Source organism: Methanobrevibacter sp. (assembly GCF_015062985.1).
Classification (GTDB): Archaea; Methanobacteriota; Methanobacteria; order Methanobacteriales; family Methanobacteriaceae; genus Methanocatella.
On the sequence record NZ_SUTI01000009.1, the window covers coordinates 47,052 to 64,731 of the forward strand.

Here is a 17,680-nt window from a genome sequence, read left to right on the forward strand (position 1 = left end):
TAACTTTTTTTATTTTATAAATTGATTATGAAAATTTCCATGAAATTTCATATCAAAGAAACATTACAATATTAGCTATATTTTAATCAAAGAATACTATAAAAATTATGTCAATAATAGCAAACTATTATATACTTTAACAAATATATATAGATAGCATAGTGTAAATACTATATTTTCTACATGTTTTAAAATTATTATTTTACCACATATTTCTACAAGTCATATAGGGTGCTGTAAAAATATTACTTTTCAAATGCTCTCTGACTTGATTTAAATATAACATCACATAATAAACTAAAACATATATAATTTTAGGAGGAAAAATATTGGCTCAACAAGGAATTGATTGGGATGAAGACTTTGACAGATTAACTCCATCCCAGTTCTTTAGGAAAAACAAGCAGATGTTAGGATTTACCGGTAAAATCCGTTCCTTAACTATTGTATTCCACGAACTGATTACAAACAGTTTTGATGCATGTGAAGAAGCGGGAATCTTGCCGGACATTGACATCGAATTAAAACGTGTTGACAAGGAACATTACATCTTGAAACACAAGGATAACGGTCCGGGAATTCCTGAAGACTACGTAATGCAAGTATACTGTATGATGTTTGCAGGATCCAAATTCAGAAACATACAATCCAGAGGACAACAGGGTTTAGGTTGTAGTGGATGTGTACTTTTATCCCAAATGACAACCGGTAAACCTGCTCGTGTAATTTCATGTTACAAAGAAGGAGATGAAATTAAAGGAGTAAAAATGAAATTCCAAATGGATGTGGAAAACAACCGTGGAATTTTAATGGAAAGAGAGGATTATCCTGCTGAAAGTACTGGAGTATGTATTGAATTGCAATTTAAAGACGTGTCTTACTCCCTTGCAGAACAAGGTGCTTTCGAATACATCAGAAGAACCATGATTGGAAACCCTCATGCAAGAATCACATTCAGAGACCCATCCGGACACAAATATATCTTCAAAAGGGCAGCAGATGTTGTTCCAGTACAACCAAAAGAAGTATTGCCTCACCCTAAAGGTGTAAGTGCTGATGATTTAATGACAATGGCTAAAAATACTGACAGCAGAAGATATAAAAGCATGCTAACTTCATCACTTTCAAGAATGTCCAACAAAAGAGTGGATGAAATCGCAGAAATGACTGGAATTGACATGAACAAACGTCCAAAAGCTATGACATTCCCTGAAGCAGAAGCTATTGTTCACTGTTTTAAGAAAATGAAATTTATGGCACCGCCAACAGACGGACTCATACCAATCGGATCCGAACAGATTGAAAAAGGTATGAAACAGATTCTCAAACCGGAATTTGTCACAACTATTACAAGAAAACCAGTAACCTACCAAGGTGGTGTTTCATTTATTATTGAAGCCGGTCTTGCATATGGTGGAAATGCAGGAAGAGTAACTAACGAAAAAAGAAAATCTGAAATTATGAGATTCGCAAATAGAGTTCCATTAACCTTTGATGCAGGTAGCTGTGCGATTACAGAAGCTCTTAAAAGTATCGATTGGAAACGTTACGGTTTAAAAGACATGGACAATACACCATTAACTTTATTTGTAAACATTATCTCAACACAGGTACCATATCTCTCAACAGGTAAACAGAGCGTATCACCAGAACCTGAAATCGTTCACGAAATCAGACAGGCAACAATGAAATTAGCCCGTAAATTACAAAAACATATCAGGGCTAAAAGAGCAGCTAAAGAAAAAGAAAAACGTTCCAAAGTATTTGAAGAATATGTTCCTGTTATCATCGAAGAAGCTGCAAAACTTGGTGAAACCGGAGTTCCTGAATATCAGGAAGTCCTGGCAAAAGTTACTAAAAGAGCGCTTGCAGAATTGCTTGGTGAAACAGTTGATGAAGAAGAGGAAGAAGAAGTACTTGATGCACTCATCATGGAAGAAGTTGATGAATTCGGACATGTTGTTGAAAACAGCGATTCCACATTAGACAGCTTCATGGAAGATGATGATGAAGAAGAATTTGAGGACGAATAGGTGATTTAAATGACTAAAGCGGAACAAGAAGGCAAATCACATAAAGAACTCAGGAAAGAATACACCTATAACAAATTAAAAGGTTTAGGTCAGGAAATCATTGAAGAGATTGAAAAAAATAAAGTTCCTAACATCAGAGTTCCTTCACGTGGTACTGGAAACATTGTTTATGATGATGCAAAAAGATACTATGTATTAGGCGACAGATATGGTAGAAGATCATTAGGAAACGTGAAACAAATCAGAAAATTAGGACAGATGGTTTATGTTGCTAATTTCTGTAAAGACTTAGTGGCCCGTGAAAAAACAGCAACCATCAGGGAAATGTACTATGTTTCCGAAGGTTGGGGAATCAGTTTTAAATCACAGCAAGAATCCAACATCGTTGGAGAGGATTTGGAAGTAACACTAGGTACTACCCGTGAAGACTTAGGTTTAATGCCAGAAGAAGACGGTGCATCCGTATATGGAGACATTACTTTACTTGATGAAGTGGAAGTTAATGCTTCAAAAATGGGAAAATCTGGTTATACAATATCACCTACAATTGACCAAGTAGACTTCTTAGATCATAATGTAGACAAAGTATTGGCAGTGGAAACAATGGGAATGTTCCACAGGTTAGTCCAAGAAAATGCTCATGAAAGATTTAATTGTTTAATTGTTGGGCTTAAAGGACAAGCCGCACGTGCTACAAGAAGGTTTATTAAAAGAGTCAACACAGAACTTGACCTTCCAGTATACATCTGTAACGACGGAGACCCTTGGGGATTCCACATTGCACAGGTAATTATTTCTGGAAGTGCAAAACTAGCTCACGTTAACCATGACCTCGCTACTCCTGACGCCAAATTTATCGGAGTAACAGCATCTGATATTATCAATTATGACTTACCGACTGATAAACTCAAAGATGTTGACGTCATGAGACTTAAAGAGCTTGCTAAAGACCCAAGGTATAAAACTGATTTCTGGCAAACAGAAATTAAAAAGATGCTTAAAATTGGTAAAAAAGCAGAACAGCAATCTTTCTCCAAATATGGGCTTGAATACGTTGTAGACGAATACTTCCCAGCCAAATTTGAAGAAATGGAAAATCAAGCATGAGCTTGATATTTTCCTCCTTTTTTTATTTTTTTTAAAATATTTCTAAGATAACATTTATATACTAAAAGAACTATATACCCCCATAGGTATAGGATGTGTTATTTTGAAAGAATGTATGGATAGCGAAAATTTACATAGGAGACTTAAAAAAATCATAGGACAATTAAATGCAATTGATCGTATGATTGACGAAGATATTCCTTGTGAACAAATATTAATGCAAGTAAATGCATCAAAATCCGCATTACATAAAGTAGGACACATCATTGTTGAAGGACACTTAGAACATTGTGTAAAACAAGCTATTGAAGACAAAGATTCAGATGAAGCAATAAGTGATCTTTCATCAATTTTAGAATACTACTCCAGGATTTAATTTTTTTTAAAATAACATTATACCCTATGGGGTATACCTATACTATTGGGGCTGTTTAATATGAATTTTAGTAGAAATGAAAAGGTAGATATTCTACTTATAATTATCTCCACAGTAAGCGTGATTGGCAGTTTTATCCTATCTCTCGATTACATTGCATGGATTGCAGTCATTCTGTGTGGAGTGCCAATATTCAAAGAATGTGTAAAAGGACTGATAAGTGAATTTGACATAAAAGCAGATTTGCTTGTAACAATTGCAATTATTGCATCCATTCTAATCGGTGAAATATTTGCAGCAGGTGAAATCGCTACAATCATGGCCATTGGAGGATTTTTAGAAGAGTATACTGTAAAAAAAACACAAGGAAAAATTGAAGAGCTTTCGAAAATGACACCTCAAATTGCAACAAGAATTAAAGATGGCATTGAAGAAAAAATATCTGTCGAAAATGTACAAGTCGGAGATATCTTAAAAGTGCTTCCCGGTGAAAGCATACCAACAGACGGCATTATAATCCAAGGTGAAACTTCAATTGACGAATCCACATTAACTGGAGAATCTCTTCCAGTGGATAAAACAAAAAATGATGAGATTTATAGCGGGACAACCAATCTTTATGGTTCATTTACTATGAAAACCACAAAAATCAGCCAAGAGAGTTCTCTCCAAAAATTAATAAGATTGGTTGAATCCTCTAAACCTGAAAATTCAAAAATTGTTAGAACTGCAGATAAATGGGCGACAATAATTGTTGTATTGGCGTTTATAGCTGCCATACTGACATACTTATTTACATTTGAAATAATAAGATCCGTTACAATTTTAGTAGTATTCTGCCCGTGCGCATTAGTTCTGGCCACACCAACAGCAATTATGGCAGCGATTGGAAATCTGACAAAATACGGTATTTTGGTAAAAGATGGTGAATCCCTTGAAGAGCTGGCTCATGTTAGTGAATTCATATTCGATAAAACCGGAACATTAACCGAAGGCACACCGAAAGTCATTGATGTTGTCTCAGATAATCCTCAAGAGTTAATGTATTTGCTTGCATCTCTTGAATCCGAATCAGAACATCCTCTTGCAAGGGCAATAGTCAAACATTATGATAACAGCAATTTGGCCAATGTAGAAAATTTTAAAATGATACTTGGGCAGGGCGTTAGCGGGGAAATAAATGGAACAAAAGTTATTGCCGGAAATAGAAGATTTATGGAATCCAAAAATATTTCCTTTAACTCCGATGACCCAATCACAAACGGCGAAATTATAATATACGTGGCAAAAGAAGGCGGATTAATAGGAAAAGTATATCTCGCAGATACATTGCGTGAAACCTCCCAACAAACAATTCAAAATCTTAAACGATTAAGAATTAAAACAACACTATTAACTGGAGACAACGAAAAAACTGCAAAACATGTCGCTGAACAAATTAAGATTCGAAATGTTAAATTCAATTGTTTACCGGAAGATAAAACCAATTACATTGCCGAGGAACAAATTCTTGGACATAAAGTTGCAATGATTGGAGACGGAATAAATGATGCACCATCCCTTAAAAAAGCAAATGTCGGAATTGCAATGGGCAATATGGGAAGTGATATCAGCGTGGAAGCTGCAAATATTGCACTAATAAACGATAATATAGAAGATATTCACCAATTAATTGGAATTGCAAGAAAAACAATAAAAATAATAAACATAAACATAGGATTTGCATTAACTTTGAATATGATAGCTATGGCTCTGGCAATTTTAGGAATCTTAAATCCTATTGAAGGGGCATTAATACACAATATAGGTTCCGTTATTGTAATACTCTATTCAACAACACTGGCAAGATACAGAATATCCGATAATGACAAGGAAAAAACCAAAAAGTTAGGCATAACTAAAACTATAAATAATGCAATGACATAATTATACATATCGATAATAAGGTGATTAATTATGGCTGAAAAAGAAATTAAAGTAGTGGGTATGCACTGCCCATCATGCGTAAAAGCTGTAGAATTATGTTTAACAGATGTTGATGGAATTGAAGAAGCTAAAGCGGATTTAGATTCTGGAATCACAACAATCACCCTATCCGGCGATGTAAGTGATGAAGATATCAACGATGCTGTTGAAGAAGCAGGTTTCAAAGTAGAATAACCCTATTCTTCATTTCTTTTTTTATAAAAATTTTTTAATATACCTATTATTTCCACATTATTTTTTCCAACAAGCAGATTGTGTTTTGTATCGTCGAAGATGATTATCCTAGAATTTTTAACTTTGCTCTGCAAATCCTTTTGCGAATCTAGTGAAGTTATCTCATCATATTTGCCGGCTAAAATTAATGTAGGCACATCGATTTGTGATAGAAGCCTCTCAAAATTTACATTCGAAGAAGCATCTATCGCCTTAATATATGCTTCTGTATTGGCAGTTTCTGAAGCAATCTCCTTTAAAAATTTAAGCTCTTCCCTATTATTCTCAATAACCTCCGGACATAAAACCATCGGCAGGATTAAATCATAGAACTCGCCGAAACTCTTTTCAAGGGCATTCCTAAATTGGGCGAAAACATCCTCCAAAGGACTATCCACCTTGTAAAAGCTGGACATCAACACCAATGAGGATACGGCCTCCGGATATCTCCTGATAAAATCAAGCGCAACAATACCTCCCAATGAAAATCCTATCAAATTAACATTTTGAATTTTCAGCTCATCTAAAAGGTTTTTTAAGTCTTGAACGTATGTATCAAGAGTAATTTCATCACTGCCTAACTCAGAACCGCCATGACCTCTTAAATCAATCCTTAAAATCTGATAAGATTTTTTTAGGTCAGACGCCAAAAGCTCCCAATAAAGCAAATTATCTGATAGTCCGTGAATAAAAACTAAAGTTTCACCACTGCCCTCTAATTTATAATTCATATTAATTATTAAGTTATAACAAATTTAAATAATTTAAATAATTAGATTTACATCAAAATTAATCATCAAATTTTAAATAAGTTAAATAACAAATCTTAATTCATATAATATTTTTTTAAATTTATTATAAATAAAAAAGGGATTGAAATGAAAACTGTTGCTATTAATGGTTATGGAACCATCGGTAAAAGAGTGGCTGATGCTGTTGCTGCTCAAGATGACATGAAGATAGTTGGTGTAAGTAAAACTAGACCAAACTATGAAGCAAGAACAGCTGTTGAAGAAAAAGGCTATCCATTATACATTGGAATTCCGGAAAGAGAACAAATGTTCAAAGATGCTGGAATTGAAATAGCCGGTACTGTTGAAGACATGATTCAAGAAGCAGATGTGGTTGTCGATTGTACTCCTGGAAGTATCGGACCTCAAAACCTTGAAATGTATAAAAAAGCTGGTGTTAAAGCAATTTATCAAGGTGGAGAAGACCATGAGTTAACAGGTCTTTCATTTAACGCTATTTCTAATTATGATGATTCATATGGTGCAGATTACACCAGAGTCGTATCATGTAACACTACTGGTTTAACACGTACATTATCTACAATTGATCCAATTGCAGACATTAAAAAAGTAAGAGCCGTTATGGTAAGAAGAGGATCAGATCCATCCGAAATCAAAAAAGGACCAATTAATGCAATTGTTCCAAATCCTCCAAAAGTACCTTCTCACCACGGTCCTGATGTAAAAACTGTAATGAAAGGTATTGATGTAACAACAATGGCATTACTCGTACCTACTACCTTAATGCACCAACACAACATTATGGTTGAAATCAACAACGATGTTGAAACTGAAGAAATTATTGAAGCTTTGGAAAAACGTTCAAGAGTACTTGTCGTTTCTGCGGAAGAAGGTTTAGGTTCAACTGCTGAATTAATGGAATATGCAAAAGAACTCGGAAGAAACAGGAATGATTTATATGAAATTCCAGTTTGGAAAGAATCCATTAATGTTGTAGACAATGAATTATTCTACATGCAGGCAGTACACCAAGAATCTGACGTAATACCTGAAAACATTGATGCTATTCGTGCACTTTTAGAAATGGAAAGTGACAACGAAAAATCAATTGCAAAAACTAACAAAGCTATGGGAATATTCTAAATTCCCTATTTTTTACTATTTTTTTAAAGATTTAAATGAAAAACAGAGTACTTTTTGGACCTGCAGGAAGTCCAGTTGATTATAAAGGTCCAGCTTATAAAGCACCAAAATACATTAATGAAGAAGGACTCGAATCCTATGAATACCAGTCCCCTTACGGAGTGCGAATCGGGGAAAAAGCTGCAACCACATTAAAGGAAGAATCCCAAAAACATGATGTTTTGGTTTCAATGCATGCCCCATATTATATCAATTTATGTGCAAAAGAAGAAGAAAAAATTGAAAAGAGCATAGGTCACCTGATAGCGGCGGCCCGCGCTGGAGAATGGATGGGTGCTTACAGATTGGTTTTCCACCCCGGAGCATATTTAAAAAGAAAACCTGAAAAGGCCATGGAAATATCAAAGAATACCGTCAATCGCTTATTTGAAGAACTTGAAGCTGAAGGAATTGAAGAGTTTACTTTTGCTCCTGAAACTACCGGAAAAAGAACCCAACTTGGAAATGTGGGGGAAGTTGTTGAACTTTGTGCAAGTTTTGACCATTTTGAACCAACAATCGATTTTGCACATGTCCATGCAAGAGGCAGGGGCTTTTTAAATAAGAAAGAGGATTACAATTGCATCTTTTCAACAATTGAAGACAATTTGGACATTGACATGTTGCACTGTCACTTTACAACCATCGAATATGGGCGTGGCGGTGAAGTGAAACATCATACATTGGATGAAAGTGATGAATACGGTCCAAATATTAGGGATTTGTTGTCTAACCTGATTGACAATGGATGGAATGCAAATATAATATGTGAAACTCCTCTCAGGGACATAGATTCACTGAAAATGAAAAAAATATATGAAGAAATGATTTAATAATCTTTAACGGAATGGATCAAATCGTCCATGTCATTGAATAGATTATTTATATCATCATTATCCTTTTTATTAGTGCTTAAGTTGATAACAAGTTCATTGATTAAATCTTCCATTTTGTCAATGAATGTCTGGAGTGTTTTAATTTTATTATCGATTTCACCTTCGACAAGTTCATTATTATCAACATCCAGTTCAATCATCTTTTTTGTAATTTCCAATTGATTATTGAACAACTGATTTGATTTGTCAATTGAAGATGAAAACTTATTATAAGCCATATGGTTTGGATCGAACAGCTTATTCACCAATTCCTTTGCTCTTTTTTGTTTAATATCATAATCCTGTTCAATTTTTTCAATGGTATCATCATATTTTGAAGTAACAACAATTTCGGGAGCTTTATCATGCATAACCTCCCTTCCGCACTGTGAGCAAAAATTCTGGTCAGGAACCAACTTGGCTCCGCAATAAATACAAAAATGATTATGGTCGTCTATAGTCATACAATTATTATTTTGAACATTCAATTTAATAAAATCTATGATTTTCTTAATTTCAAGAGCACTATCTCAGAATCAGTTCCCCATCTCATTGGAGTATCCATCGAACCCACACCTGTTGTAACATGCAAATATTTGCCGGAACCATTTTTAAAAAGACCTTTATTATACCTGAAAAGAATATTTGAAAAATTCACTACAGGATAAAACTGCCCTCCATGGGTATGTCCTGAAAGCTGAATATCAAAACCTAAAGAAGAAAATTTCTCCCAGTCATATGGAACATGATAATTGATAATGTTAATTTTATCCGGATTTAAACAGCTCTCATCAATTTTTGGAACAGGCCTGTCTTCAAAGCTATATGTTAAACCAAAAATGTTCAAATCCCCAAATTCCTTTCGCTCATCATCTAAAACAACAATACCTGCATTTTTACACGCTGATATGACATTATCAATTCCAATATAGAAATCATGATTGCCCGGAGTGAAAATTATAGGCATGTTAACTTCTTTAAAATCTAAAAAGTCATCTATTTCAACAACTGATGAACCATCAGACAAATCTCCGGAAATAATAGCCACATCACATTCATCTTCAAGTTCCTTTAATTTATCAGCTATTGATTTTATAATTTCCCTATGGCGTACAGAACCAAAATGAACATCAGACAAATGTGCAATGTTAATGTCATGAGACAGGTTATCAAATATTAATGTCTTTTCATTGACAACCAGCTTATGGGCTTTATAATAATTATAGATGCCCAATATCGGTACGATTAAAACCATACACAATATCAATTCAAATGGCAATGATATAAACATTCCAAGCACATAAATAACAATAATATCAATAAAAATCATTAATGAAGCCCACATCCAGACACCATCGATTGTTGCTAAAAGCCTTCCGATGCGTGTTGATTTTCTGAGTTCTAAAAATGTCGGAATGCAACGCAGCAAACCTATCAAAATAACCAATACAATTAAATAAGTATCATTAACTCCTCCAAACAATAAAAACAGATATTTAAGTAAAAAGAACTCAAATAACATGTAGAATGGTGTGCTTAATACTACTCTTCTTGTTCGAAAACTCATGAGGGAACCTCTCTAAATTAATATATCTCATCAACTATTTAAATAATTAAAAACAATGTAGATATGTGAAAAATATCGGAGGTGAGTTATTTGAAAAGTGACAACAAAAAGCAAGAACTGAAAACAACTAACCAAAAACAACCCATTAAAGAAATCGAAAACCGAGAATATGCCGAATGTGTTGTTTTGAAGCCTGTTGGTTATCCGTTTGAATTTAATTTGATGGATGAAAACATTGAAATTACCAACAAGGAACTGTTTGAAGAATATGCCCGCGAACAGTGGCTGGGTTTGGTTGTTCGTGAAAACTCACACCTGTTTGATCAAAAAATCATACCGGACTACGGTTTTGAAATAGTGAAAGCAAAACCAAATAACTCCATAATATCTGAAAACACAAAAATCAAGCTTATCAATGATGAATTGAAAAACAAAAAAGACGAAAACAAATTTAAATCAGATATACTCCTTTCAGATATTGTCGGGCAAGAAAATGCCAAAAATAAAGTGAAAGTCATTACAAAATATCTGGAAAATCCTGAAAAATTCGGACCATGGGCTCCAAAAAATATTCTGTTTTACGGACTTCCAGGTACTGGCAAAACCATGCTTGTAAAAGCGCTTGCTAACGAGCTTGAAGTTCCGTTATACCTAATCAAAGCAACATCATTAATTGGGGACCATGTCGGAGATGGTGCATCCAAAATTCATGACCTGTTCAAAAAGGCCAGCGAAAATTCACCATCAATAATATTTATAGATGAAATGGATGCTGTCGCACTCCACAGATCTTTTCAATCACTGAGAGGAGATGTTTCCGAAATTGTAAACTCCCTTTTAACTGAAATGGATGGAATCATTGAAAATAAATCAGTGATAACAATTGGTGCAACAAATAATCCTACTTCACTAGATTTCGCAATAAGAAGCCGATTTGAAGAGGAAATAGAATTCAAATTGCCTACAGATGAAGAAAGATTAACAATAATAAAAAATAATCTTGAAACAATGCCTTTAGACTACGAATTGGATTTGAATAAAATTGTCAAACATACTAAAGGACTGTCCGGCAGAGACATAAAAGAAAAAATTCTCAAAACCGCTCTTCACAATGCGATTGCTAACGATTGTGAAACAATTACCGCAAAAAACATTGATTATGCTATAAATTCAATGAAAATTAAAAATAGTGATGTAAAAGGAATGTTTGAATAAAACAAACATCCAATTTAATCAGAATTAAAAATATATTCGCATGCTGCAAGAATCTCTTCATCCTCTTCTTTTGCAGCCTTTTTAACTTTTTTAGAAATATCATAAAATATCTTATTGACAATGGAATTTGTCAAATTATCTAAGATTTTTACGCTACCATCTACATCAGCCATCTTAACAATAGCTTTTTGAGTTTCACGTTGTCTTATATCTTCCATTGATGCTCTTAAATTGCCAAGTAATTCATCAACTTCCATTATTTTAAAGGATTCTTTAAGTAAAATAAACTCATCGTTTATGATATTTTCAGCTTCACCGAATTCCTTTTTTCTGAGGTTGGTATTTATCTCAGCTATCTCTCTCAAATCATCAATATTGAAAGACTTGACTCCCAATTCGCAAACATCATCGGAAATGTCACGAGGATTTGCAATATCCACCATCATCAAATTTTCATAATCCATATCAATTTTTAAAAGACGTTCTTTGGTAATTATCGGATGTGGTGCGCTTGTTGCACTGATTACAACATCCGCAGTAGCCAAATACTTTTCCAGATCATGGAACAATATTGCTTGTCCGCCCAAATCTTTTGCAAGGTCAACGGCAACATAATATGTCCTATTTGCAACAAAAATAGCGTTTAAATCTTTTTCAGCGAGGGCTTTAGCAACCAATTTTCCCATTTTTCCGGCACCAATAACCAAAACAGACTTATCATCAAGGCATCCAATATGTTTTTCAGCCAAATCAATCGCTGCAGAACCAATAGAAACAGAACCCTTATTGATATTGGTCTTATTTCTAACAACCTGACCTACATGAATGGCTTTTGTAAAAACAGTATCCAAAACCTTTCCACAATGGTGCTCTTTCATAGCCTTATGCTTAGCATCCTTAACCTGGCCCAAAATCTGATCTTCACCGACAATCATGGATTCCAAACCAGAGGTCATACGCAAAAGATGCATTACGGCAGATTGGCCATATTCAATTACAATGCTCCTATTCTCATGAGATAATAGTTCCTCATCTTCAGGAATATCGTCATTATTAATATAATATTCTTTCCTATTGCAAGTGGAAATTTCAATGTACTCCCCAATAGAATACTTTTCTTGCAAATTCCAAAATAGCTCATCAATATCCTTTGAAATAACTTCCATTGACTGGATATCAGCAATCTTATGGTCAACTCTTAAATTAAGTATCAAATTAATCCCCTTATTAAATTATCAATATAATCTTTTGCCTCGTCAATTTCACCGTTTCCGATTAATTCATTAATTTTTTCATCCTCAAATATTCTATAAAGATATTCTTTACGCTCCTTTTGACTTTCAACCATATTTTTCAAGTTAGTCCTTGCATAGTCCTGAAGTTCAATTTCCAGAATATCCTCCTCAGTAATAATTGATTGTATTTTCTTTCGAAGCTGACGAGCCATTAATGGACTTTTGCCATTAGTAAAAATAGATATTTCAATTTCCCCAATATTAAAGCTTGTTGGAACAATGATGTCCCCTTTTTGCGGAAAATCTGCTCGATTAACCAATTTACCTTCAGCAATCCCGCAGACATAATCAGACAACTCTTCATCAGCACTGGCAACAACAACCAAATCAGACCACTCAACCAGTTCATCGACATCCTGTGTGGAATACAAAACAGCCCCTTTATATTCCAATTCAGATGGAAGTTTAGTCCCCGCCAACCTTACATTAGCGCCATGATCCAAAAATTTGTTTGCTCTTCTTGTTGCAACTTCGCCTGTGCCTAAAATAAAAACATTCAGATTAGAAGTTTTCAAATAAAGAGAAGTCCAATCCATTTTAATCAGAATTTTCAAGAGATTTTGCATGTAAAACTTTTACAGCAGCTCTTAAATCATTATTGCATTCAGTTAAAACATTCATAGCTTCAAGTTTAGATACATGGAATGTTTCAGCTAATGCTTCTGCTCTTTCATCAGGATCAGGTTTATTTACACCAACTAACCTTTCAGACAATTCTTTTTTTAAGTCCAGATATTCATCATGACTCATGCCCATATTCCTTAAAGTCATATCTCTTAACGGACAAGGTTTAGACGGTTTGCAACACCATACAAGTGAGCCAAAACAAGTTCCTGCTCCTTCCCCTAATCTAGTTTCTTTTCCAAATTGAATTTTAATGTTGATGAACTCCTGAGGAGTTAAGTTAACTTCATGCAATGCATTTAAAACTGGGCATGGTTTAACTGGAGGACAACAAAAAGCAAGTCCCCTTACATCTCCCCCTCTGCAAATATGAGATGGTGCATCTTCCCAAGTCATGATAAACCTCCAAAAATAATTTCATTTCTTATAATCAGATAATTATAAATATTAATATAATTTATTAAAACAATGAATATATAACCTTTTTTATAAAAAGTCTATTGAATTAAATCCGAAAGGAGCATTATAAAAAAAGTTTTTAAAATATCATGACTTATTTAAATATAGATAATTATGAACCGAGAAAATATCATTATTGAAGATATCCAAATCACTTTAGAAAGAAAAAATATCAAAAACATGTATCTTCGAGTTTTACCACCGAACGGAGAAGTGAAAGTATCCGCACCACTATTCTTATCTGAAAATGATATTTCTGAGTTCGTTAAATCACGCAAAGAATGGATATTGAAAAAACAACAACTGATTTTAAACAATAAAATAAAAGCGCCACTAAAATACACAACAGGCGAAAAACATTCTTTATGGGGTGAAGAATACACTTTACAACTAATTAAAAACCGCAAAATCACTCAGGCATTTGTTGATAAAGAAAAGGAAATTCTATATCTTCCTGTGCCTAACAGAAGCACAATTGAAAAAAGGGAGAAGACCCTAAATGAATTTTACAGAAAGGAACTTCAATATGCAATTCCATCCGCTTTAAGTAAATGCAGCAAAAAAGTGGGGAGGCATCCAAAAGAAGTAAAAGTGAGAAAAATGAAAAATTGGGGAAACTGCAAACAGAATGGTGTGATAACCCTTAATTTGAATTTAGCTAAAAAGAAATCCATATGTTTAGAATATGTATTAACCCATGAATTATGCCATCTAATTGAATTTAACCATGGAAAAAAATTTAAAAAATTGATGGACCAATTTTGTCCAAACTGGAAAAAAATAAAAAAAGAATTAAATGAATAAGAAGAATTATCTATCTTTAAGCATATCTTCTTTTTCATCAACTGTTAATTTATCAACTATTTCTTCAGGAGTTCCTATGTCTAGGAGTTTACCTCCTCTCATTAAAGCAGCTCTGTCACAAACATCCAATACGAAGTCCATATCGTGAGAAATGATAATGAATGTCTGTTCTAATTCAGCACGTGCTTTCAAAATAGAATCAGTTACGATAACACGAGTAACAGGATCCATTGTACCTGTCGGTTCATCCAAAACAATCAAATTAGGTTCCTTGATTAAAACTTGAGCTAAAGCAACCCTATGTTTTTCCCCTACACTTAATTGATCAGGATATTTATCAAGAATGCCTACGGCAACATCATCAGTGAAACCAACAGTGGTTAACGCATGAATTGCCTTAATCTTACCGAATTCAGCAGGCAAATTCAAACTAATAGCATCAGTTAAATTACCGAGAATATCCCTGTGAGGATATAATGAATATTCTTGGTGCAATAATCCAATATAAGGCATGATACGTCCACGGTTAAGAGGACCAACTTTTGTCATGTCAATCCATTCATCACCAAGCTTTATTCTTATGTCACCACTACTTGGTTCGGTTAATCCCATTAACATACGTGTGGTGGTTGTTTTACCTGAACCGCTTAAACCGACAATACCGAATATTTCCTCTTTATTGATTGTTAAGCTTACGCCATCCACAGCCTTTACAACTCCACGTTCAATAGAGTAATAATGTTTTTTGACATCTTCAAGAACAACTTCCGGTTCACCAAATTCTGGAATTTCTGGTTTTTTAGGAACAGGAACTGTTGCCATGAATTCATCTACAACTTTATGAGGGTCTCCTTCTTCTTTAATTTGACCATCTTCTAACCAAATTACATTATCAGCAAGTTCAGTCATTACTTCCGGCCAGTGTGAAGTAATTACCATGGTGATTCCTTCATCTTTAACACCTTCCTTCAAGGTATTGTGAAGTTTTACTGCAGTTTGTGGATCCAAAGTACCTGTCGGTTCATCAGCTAAAAACATCATTGGAGATTTAGCCAATTGTCTTGCAAGTACAACTCTCTGTTTTTCTCCACCACTTAAGTCACGAGCAATGTGTGTAATCCTATGGTTCATTTGAACCATTTCCAATAATTCTAATGCTTCATATATGCTTTCTTCGTATCCTTTACCTTCAGGCATTGCTCTCATAACATTTTCAATAACTGTTTCTTCATCGTATAACGCAAAGTTACGTTGCAACATGATGGAAATTCTTCTTTTAACACTTGCAAATAATTTCCTTTCGCAATTAAAGAAATCAATTTCCTTTAATTCCAAAGTTGCTCCGCAACTACATTTTTCACCTGCATGAGATGGAGAATCTACAGCCAAACATTCCGGACAAACCGCTGCATTAATAATAATCTGACCTTCATCCGGTTTGTAATCTAATGTTCCTCTAAGCATGTTAATTAAAACAGATTTTCCAGTTCCACTACGCCCCAATATACCTAAAGTCTCTCCTTCGCCAATCTTTAAATTAATATTTTTAAGAACATCAACACCATCAAAAGTTTTTCTAATATTCTTAAGTGTTATAAAATCCATGAAATCACCTTATTAAGATAATCTTTATTTTCAACTATTAATATAAGTTTCTAATAACAATTGTTTTAAAATATCAAAAATCAGTAATATTAAAATCTAATTTTCCAGAAATTACTGAACGGGCTATCGAAAACCCGTCAACACCAGTAGAAATCATTTTCATAAGATTTTCTTGAGAGTTTACAGAATTGTTTCCAATGACCTTTATGTCCACATCATTGCAAATTTTTTCTAAAAGATTCCAATCTGCTTCAAAAACACCCTTTTTCATTGCATCAATGTGCAAGTAATCAGCACCGGCATCCTCAATCAAACTTGCAATCTTAAAAGTGTCTATGCCTTCAACATTAGCCCTGATTTTAACTGACACTTCACTTTCAACATTATCAACAATTTGAGAAATAAAATCAGATAAATCCGAACGCAACAACATATTTTGCCCACAACCAATAGCTAAAATTTCATCTTGACGACAATGGCAGTTAATTTCAACAATATCCAAGTTTTTAATGTTACCAACTTCAATAATTGGTTGTGGAGTTGTTGCACGAACATTGGCAGAAACTTTCACATTACTGTGAAGTTCTTTAATTGAAGCAACTTCCTTTTCAATATGGGCAAAAATTTCATCTAATGGAAAATCAAACTCTTTTCTTCCCCTTTCGATGATTTTCTTACTTGCTTCAATTGTAGAATCATCTAAACTGTATCCTCCTAAAGTAGCCACATTAAATCCGCATGGAATAACCTTATTTAAAAAATCAGCGTTTGTTATCCCAGCCATAGGCGCAACTACTTTAAGCATGAACAAGCCTCAGTATTCTTTTTCAATGACCCATGTCCACATTTCATTATTATTAGCACGAATCTCTTCGAGACCTATATCAGCCATGTAAGCTGCATCTTCCGCATTTTTACCTCTACCGATACCGGCCTTGAGTTTAATGCCTATTTCTTCATCGATTTCAACCATTATGTCTTCAATTTCCTTTTCAGACAAACCGTTGCACGGAGACATGAAGTTATCTCCCCCAATGAAGAACAATAATGCTCCTTTCTTGATTAATTTGGTCATTAAGTAATGTTGAGCTTTGTTTACCATAAAACTGGTATCAAAAGCTGATTCTATGTCTGTTAAAGTTTCAGTAACGCTATTAATGTCAATGTGAGCTGCTTGAACAAAGCTATCCTCTTCACTAACCAAACTGTCGATAGCTAAAATTTCTTTTCTTTCGCCAGACTGAGCACTGCCTGCTTTTTGGAGTGCAATAGTGGCCAATTTTTGAGCTTCATGTGGAGTTTCAGCAGCACCAACACCCATACTTATAGTTATAGGGTATCTGTTTCTAATTGATCTTTGAATTCTTAAATGGTCTTCTTCATCAAGACCGTTTGAAATAGCAAGTAAATTATCGAATCTTGTAAAGAAAACTAAACCTTTTTTATTTCCAAAATGATTGTTTAAATCAGCGAATAAACTCGCTTGTAACATTTGCAAATCAGATTCAGTTCTTGGCCTCGGAGTAACAGTCCAAGGACCATAATTGTCAATTTGTATTAAAGTCATTTGTATCATTGAATAACCGC

18 protein-coding genes are annotated in these 17,680 nt (G+C 34.1%); 9 read left to right on the forward strand and 9 right to left on the reverse strand.

Annotation, left to right across the window (positions count from 1 at the left end; all coding sequences use genetic code 11):
* The first annotated feature begins 329 nt into the window (after window positions 1-329).
* The 5 genes from top6B to E7Z77_RS05660 all read left to right on the forward strand — a co-directional run bounded on the left by top6B (window position 330) and on the right by E7Z77_RS05660 (window position 5,676).
* Window positions 330-2,033, forward strand: coding sequence for a DNA topoisomerase VI subunit B (gene top6B / locus E7Z77_RS05640; protein ID WP_292751205.1), 1,704 nt, complete (start codon window positions 330-332; stop codon window positions 2,031-2,033).
* Window positions 2,034-2,042: 9 nt separating this feature from the next.
* Window positions 2,043-3,140 carry a DNA topoisomerase IV subunit A gene (locus E7Z77_RS05645; protein WP_292751208.1) on the forward strand — a complete coding sequence of 366 codons (1,098 nt, stop codon included), beginning with the start codon at window positions 2,043-2,045 and terminating at the stop codon, window positions 3,138-3,140.
* A 103-nt stretch (window positions 3,141-3,243) separates the two neighbouring features.
* Window positions 3,244-3,516, forward strand: coding sequence for a metal-sensing transcriptional repressor (locus tag E7Z77_RS05650; RefSeq protein WP_292751212.1), 273 nt, complete (start codon window positions 3,244-3,246; stop codon window positions 3,514-3,516).
* A 60-nt stretch (window positions 3,517-3,576) separates the two neighbouring features.
* Window positions 3,577-5,442, forward strand: coding sequence for a cation-translocating P-type ATPase (locus tag E7Z77_RS05655; RefSeq protein WP_292751215.1), 1,866 nt, complete (start codon window positions 3,577-3,579; stop codon window positions 5,440-5,442).
* Between the two features lie 30 nt (window positions 5,443-5,472).
* Window positions 5,473-5,676, forward strand: a complete 204-nt coding sequence (locus E7Z77_RS05660) for a heavy-metal-associated domain-containing protein (RefSeq protein WP_292751218.1) — start codon at window positions 5,473-5,475, stop codon at window positions 5,674-5,676.
* Between the two features lie 2 nt (window positions 5,677-5,678).
* On the opposite strand, the gene E7Z77_RS05665 is transcribed toward E7Z77_RS05660, so the two are convergent.
* Window positions 5,679-6,446, reverse strand: coding sequence for an alpha/beta hydrolase (locus E7Z77_RS05665; RefSeq protein WP_292751220.1), 768 nt, complete (start codon window positions 6,444-6,446; stop codon window positions 5,679-5,681).
* A 147-nt stretch (window positions 6,447-6,593) separates the two neighbouring features.
* Between E7Z77_RS05665 and E7Z77_RS05670 the strand changes: the two genes are divergently transcribed.
* Together E7Z77_RS05670 and E7Z77_RS05675 are read left to right on the forward strand one after the other, a co-directional pair.
* Window positions 6,594-7,610, forward strand: coding sequence for a phosphorylating glyceraldehyde-3-phosphate dehydrogenase (locus tag E7Z77_RS05670; protein ID WP_292751224.1), 1,017 nt, complete (start codon window positions 6,594-6,596; stop codon window positions 7,608-7,610).
* Between the two features lie 35 nt (window positions 7,611-7,645).
* Window positions 7,646-8,482 (forward strand): TIM barrel protein, encoded by an 837-nt coding sequence (locus tag E7Z77_RS05675; RefSeq protein WP_292751226.1) that lies wholly within the window; start codon window positions 7,646-7,648, stop codon window positions 8,480-8,482.
* Here the strand turns inward: E7Z77_RS05675 and E7Z77_RS05680 are convergent.
* Window positions 8,479-8,988, reverse strand: coding sequence for a zinc ribbon domain-containing protein (locus E7Z77_RS05680; protein WP_292751229.1), 510 nt, complete (start codon window positions 8,986-8,988; stop codon window positions 8,479-8,481). The two genes, E7Z77_RS05675 and E7Z77_RS05680, sit on opposite strands and share 4 nt — an antisense overlap.
* A 35-nt stretch (window positions 8,989-9,023) precedes the next feature.
* On the reverse strand, window positions 9,024-10,091 hold the full coding sequence (locus E7Z77_RS05685) for a metallophosphoesterase (RefSeq protein ID WP_292751232.1): 1,068 nt from the start codon (window positions 10,089-10,091) through the stop codon (window positions 9,024-9,026).
* A 90-nt stretch (window positions 10,092-10,181) separates the two neighbouring features.
* Here E7Z77_RS05685 and E7Z77_RS05690 point away from each other — a divergent pair, with 90 nt between their 5' ends.
* A complete protein-coding gene (locus tag E7Z77_RS05690) occupies window positions 10,182-11,306 on the forward strand; it encodes an AAA family ATPase (RefSeq protein WP_292751234.1) in 1,125 nt (374 codons plus the stop codon).
* Window positions 11,307-11,320: 14 nt separating this feature from the next.
* Here the strand turns inward: E7Z77_RS05690 and hemA are convergent, their stop codons facing one another.
* From hemA to E7Z77_RS05705, 3 genes are read right to left on the reverse strand one after another with little or no spacing between them, the layout of a single operon-like run.
* Entirely contained in the window at window positions 11,321-12,520 is a 1,200-nt protein-coding gene (gene hemA, locus E7Z77_RS05695; protein ID WP_292751237.1) for a glutamyl-tRNA reductase, read from the reverse strand.
* Window positions 12,517-13,137 (reverse strand): bifunctional precorrin-2 dehydrogenase/sirohydrochlorin ferrochelatase, encoded by a 621-nt coding sequence (locus E7Z77_RS05700; RefSeq protein ID WP_292751240.1) that lies wholly within the window; start codon window positions 13,135-13,137, stop codon window positions 12,517-12,519. The genes hemA and E7Z77_RS05700 overlap by 4 nt, the downstream gene beginning before the upstream one ends.
* Before the next feature lies 1 nt (window position 13,138).
* Entirely contained in the window at window positions 13,139-13,621 is a 483-nt protein-coding gene (locus tag E7Z77_RS05705; protein WP_292751243.1) for a methanogenesis marker 9 domain-containing protein, read from the reverse strand.
* Window positions 13,622-13,798: 177 nt separating this feature from the next.
* Between E7Z77_RS05705 and E7Z77_RS05710 the strand changes: the two genes are divergently transcribed.
* Entirely contained in the window at window positions 13,799-14,488 is a 690-nt protein-coding gene (locus tag E7Z77_RS05710) for a SprT family zinc-dependent metalloprotease (RefSeq protein WP_292751246.1), read from the forward strand.
* 6 nt (window positions 14,489-14,494) lie between these two features.
* Here E7Z77_RS05710 and atwA read toward each other — a convergent pair whose 3' ends face one another.
* The 3 genes from atwA to E7Z77_RS05725 all read right to left on the reverse strand — a co-directional run bounded on the left by atwA (window position 14,495) and on the right by E7Z77_RS05725 (window position 17,669).
* Window positions 14,495-16,093 carry a methyl coenzyme M reductase system, component A2 gene (gene atwA / locus E7Z77_RS05715; RefSeq protein ID WP_292751248.1) on the reverse strand — a complete coding sequence of 533 codons (1,599 nt, stop codon included), beginning with the start codon at window positions 16,091-16,093 and terminating at the stop codon, window positions 14,495-14,497.
* 73 nt (window positions 16,094-16,166) lie between these two features.
* Window positions 16,167-16,877 (reverse strand): MJ0144 family RNA dihydrouridine synthase-like protein, encoded by a 711-nt coding sequence (locus E7Z77_RS05720; RefSeq protein ID WP_366510248.1) that lies wholly within the window; start codon window positions 16,875-16,877, stop codon window positions 16,167-16,169.
* A gap of 30 nt (window positions 16,878-16,907) precedes the next feature.
* A complete protein-coding gene (locus E7Z77_RS05725; RefSeq protein ID WP_292751254.1) occupies window positions 16,908-17,669 on the reverse strand; it encodes a GTP cyclohydrolase III in 762 nt (253 codons plus the stop codon).
* Window positions 17,670-17,680: the final 11 nt, after the last annotated feature.

What these genes read in the sequence shown, in the direction of transcription:
- E7Z77_RS05645 (WP_292751208.1), top strand. Translation starts at nt 2,043, where the DNA reads ATGACTAAAGCGGAACAAGAAGGCAAATCACATAAAGAACTCAGGAAA.
- E7Z77_RS05655 (WP_292751215.1), top strand. Translation starts at nt 3,577, where the DNA reads ATGAATTTTAGTAGAAATGAAAAGGTAGATATTCTACTTATAATTATC.
- E7Z77_RS05660 (WP_292751218.1), top strand. Translation starts at nt 5,473, where the DNA reads ATGGCTGAAAAAGAAATTAAAGTAGTGGGTATGCACTGCCCATCATGC.
- E7Z77_RS05665 (WP_292751220.1), bottom strand. Translation starts at nt 6,446, where the DNA reads ATGAATTATAAATTAGAGGGCAGTGGTGAAACTTTAGTTTTTATTCAC.
- E7Z77_RS05670 (WP_292751224.1), top strand. Translation starts at nt 6,594, where the DNA reads ATGAAAACTGTTGCTATTAATGGTTATGGAACCATCGGTAAAAGAGTG.
- E7Z77_RS05675 (WP_292751226.1), top strand. Translation starts at nt 7,646, where the DNA reads ATGAAAAACAGAGTACTTTTTGGACCTGCAGGAAGTCCAGTTGATTAT.
- E7Z77_RS05680 (WP_292751229.1), bottom strand. Translation starts at nt 8,988, where the DNA reads ATGACTATAGACGACCATAATCATTTTTGTATTTATTGCGGAGCCAAG.
- E7Z77_RS05685 (WP_292751232.1), bottom strand. Translation starts at nt 10,091, where the DNA reads ATGAGTTTTCGAACAAGAAGAGTAGTATTAAGCACACCATTCTACATG.
- E7Z77_RS05700 (WP_292751240.1), bottom strand. Translation starts at nt 13,137, where the DNA reads ATGGATTGGACTTCTCTTTATTTGAAAACTTCTAATCTGAATGTTTTT.
- E7Z77_RS05705 (WP_292751243.1), bottom strand. Translation starts at nt 13,621, where the DNA reads ATGACTTGGGAAGATGCACCATCTCATATTTGCAGAGGGGGAGATGTA.
- E7Z77_RS05710 (WP_292751246.1), top strand. Translation starts at nt 13,799, where the DNA reads ATGAACCGAGAAAATATCATTATTGAAGATATCCAAATCACTTTAGAA.
- atwA (WP_292751248.1), bottom strand. Translation starts at nt 16,093, where the DNA reads ATGGATTTTATAACACTTAAGAATATTAGAAAAACTTTTGATGGTGTT.
- E7Z77_RS05720 (WP_366510248.1), bottom strand. Translation starts at nt 16,877, where the DNA reads ATGGCTGGGATAACAAACGCTGATTTTTTAAATAAGGTTATTCCATGC.
- E7Z77_RS05725 (WP_292751254.1), bottom strand. Translation starts at nt 17,669, where the DNA reads ATGATACAAATGACTTTAATACAAATTGACAATTATGGTCCTTGGACT.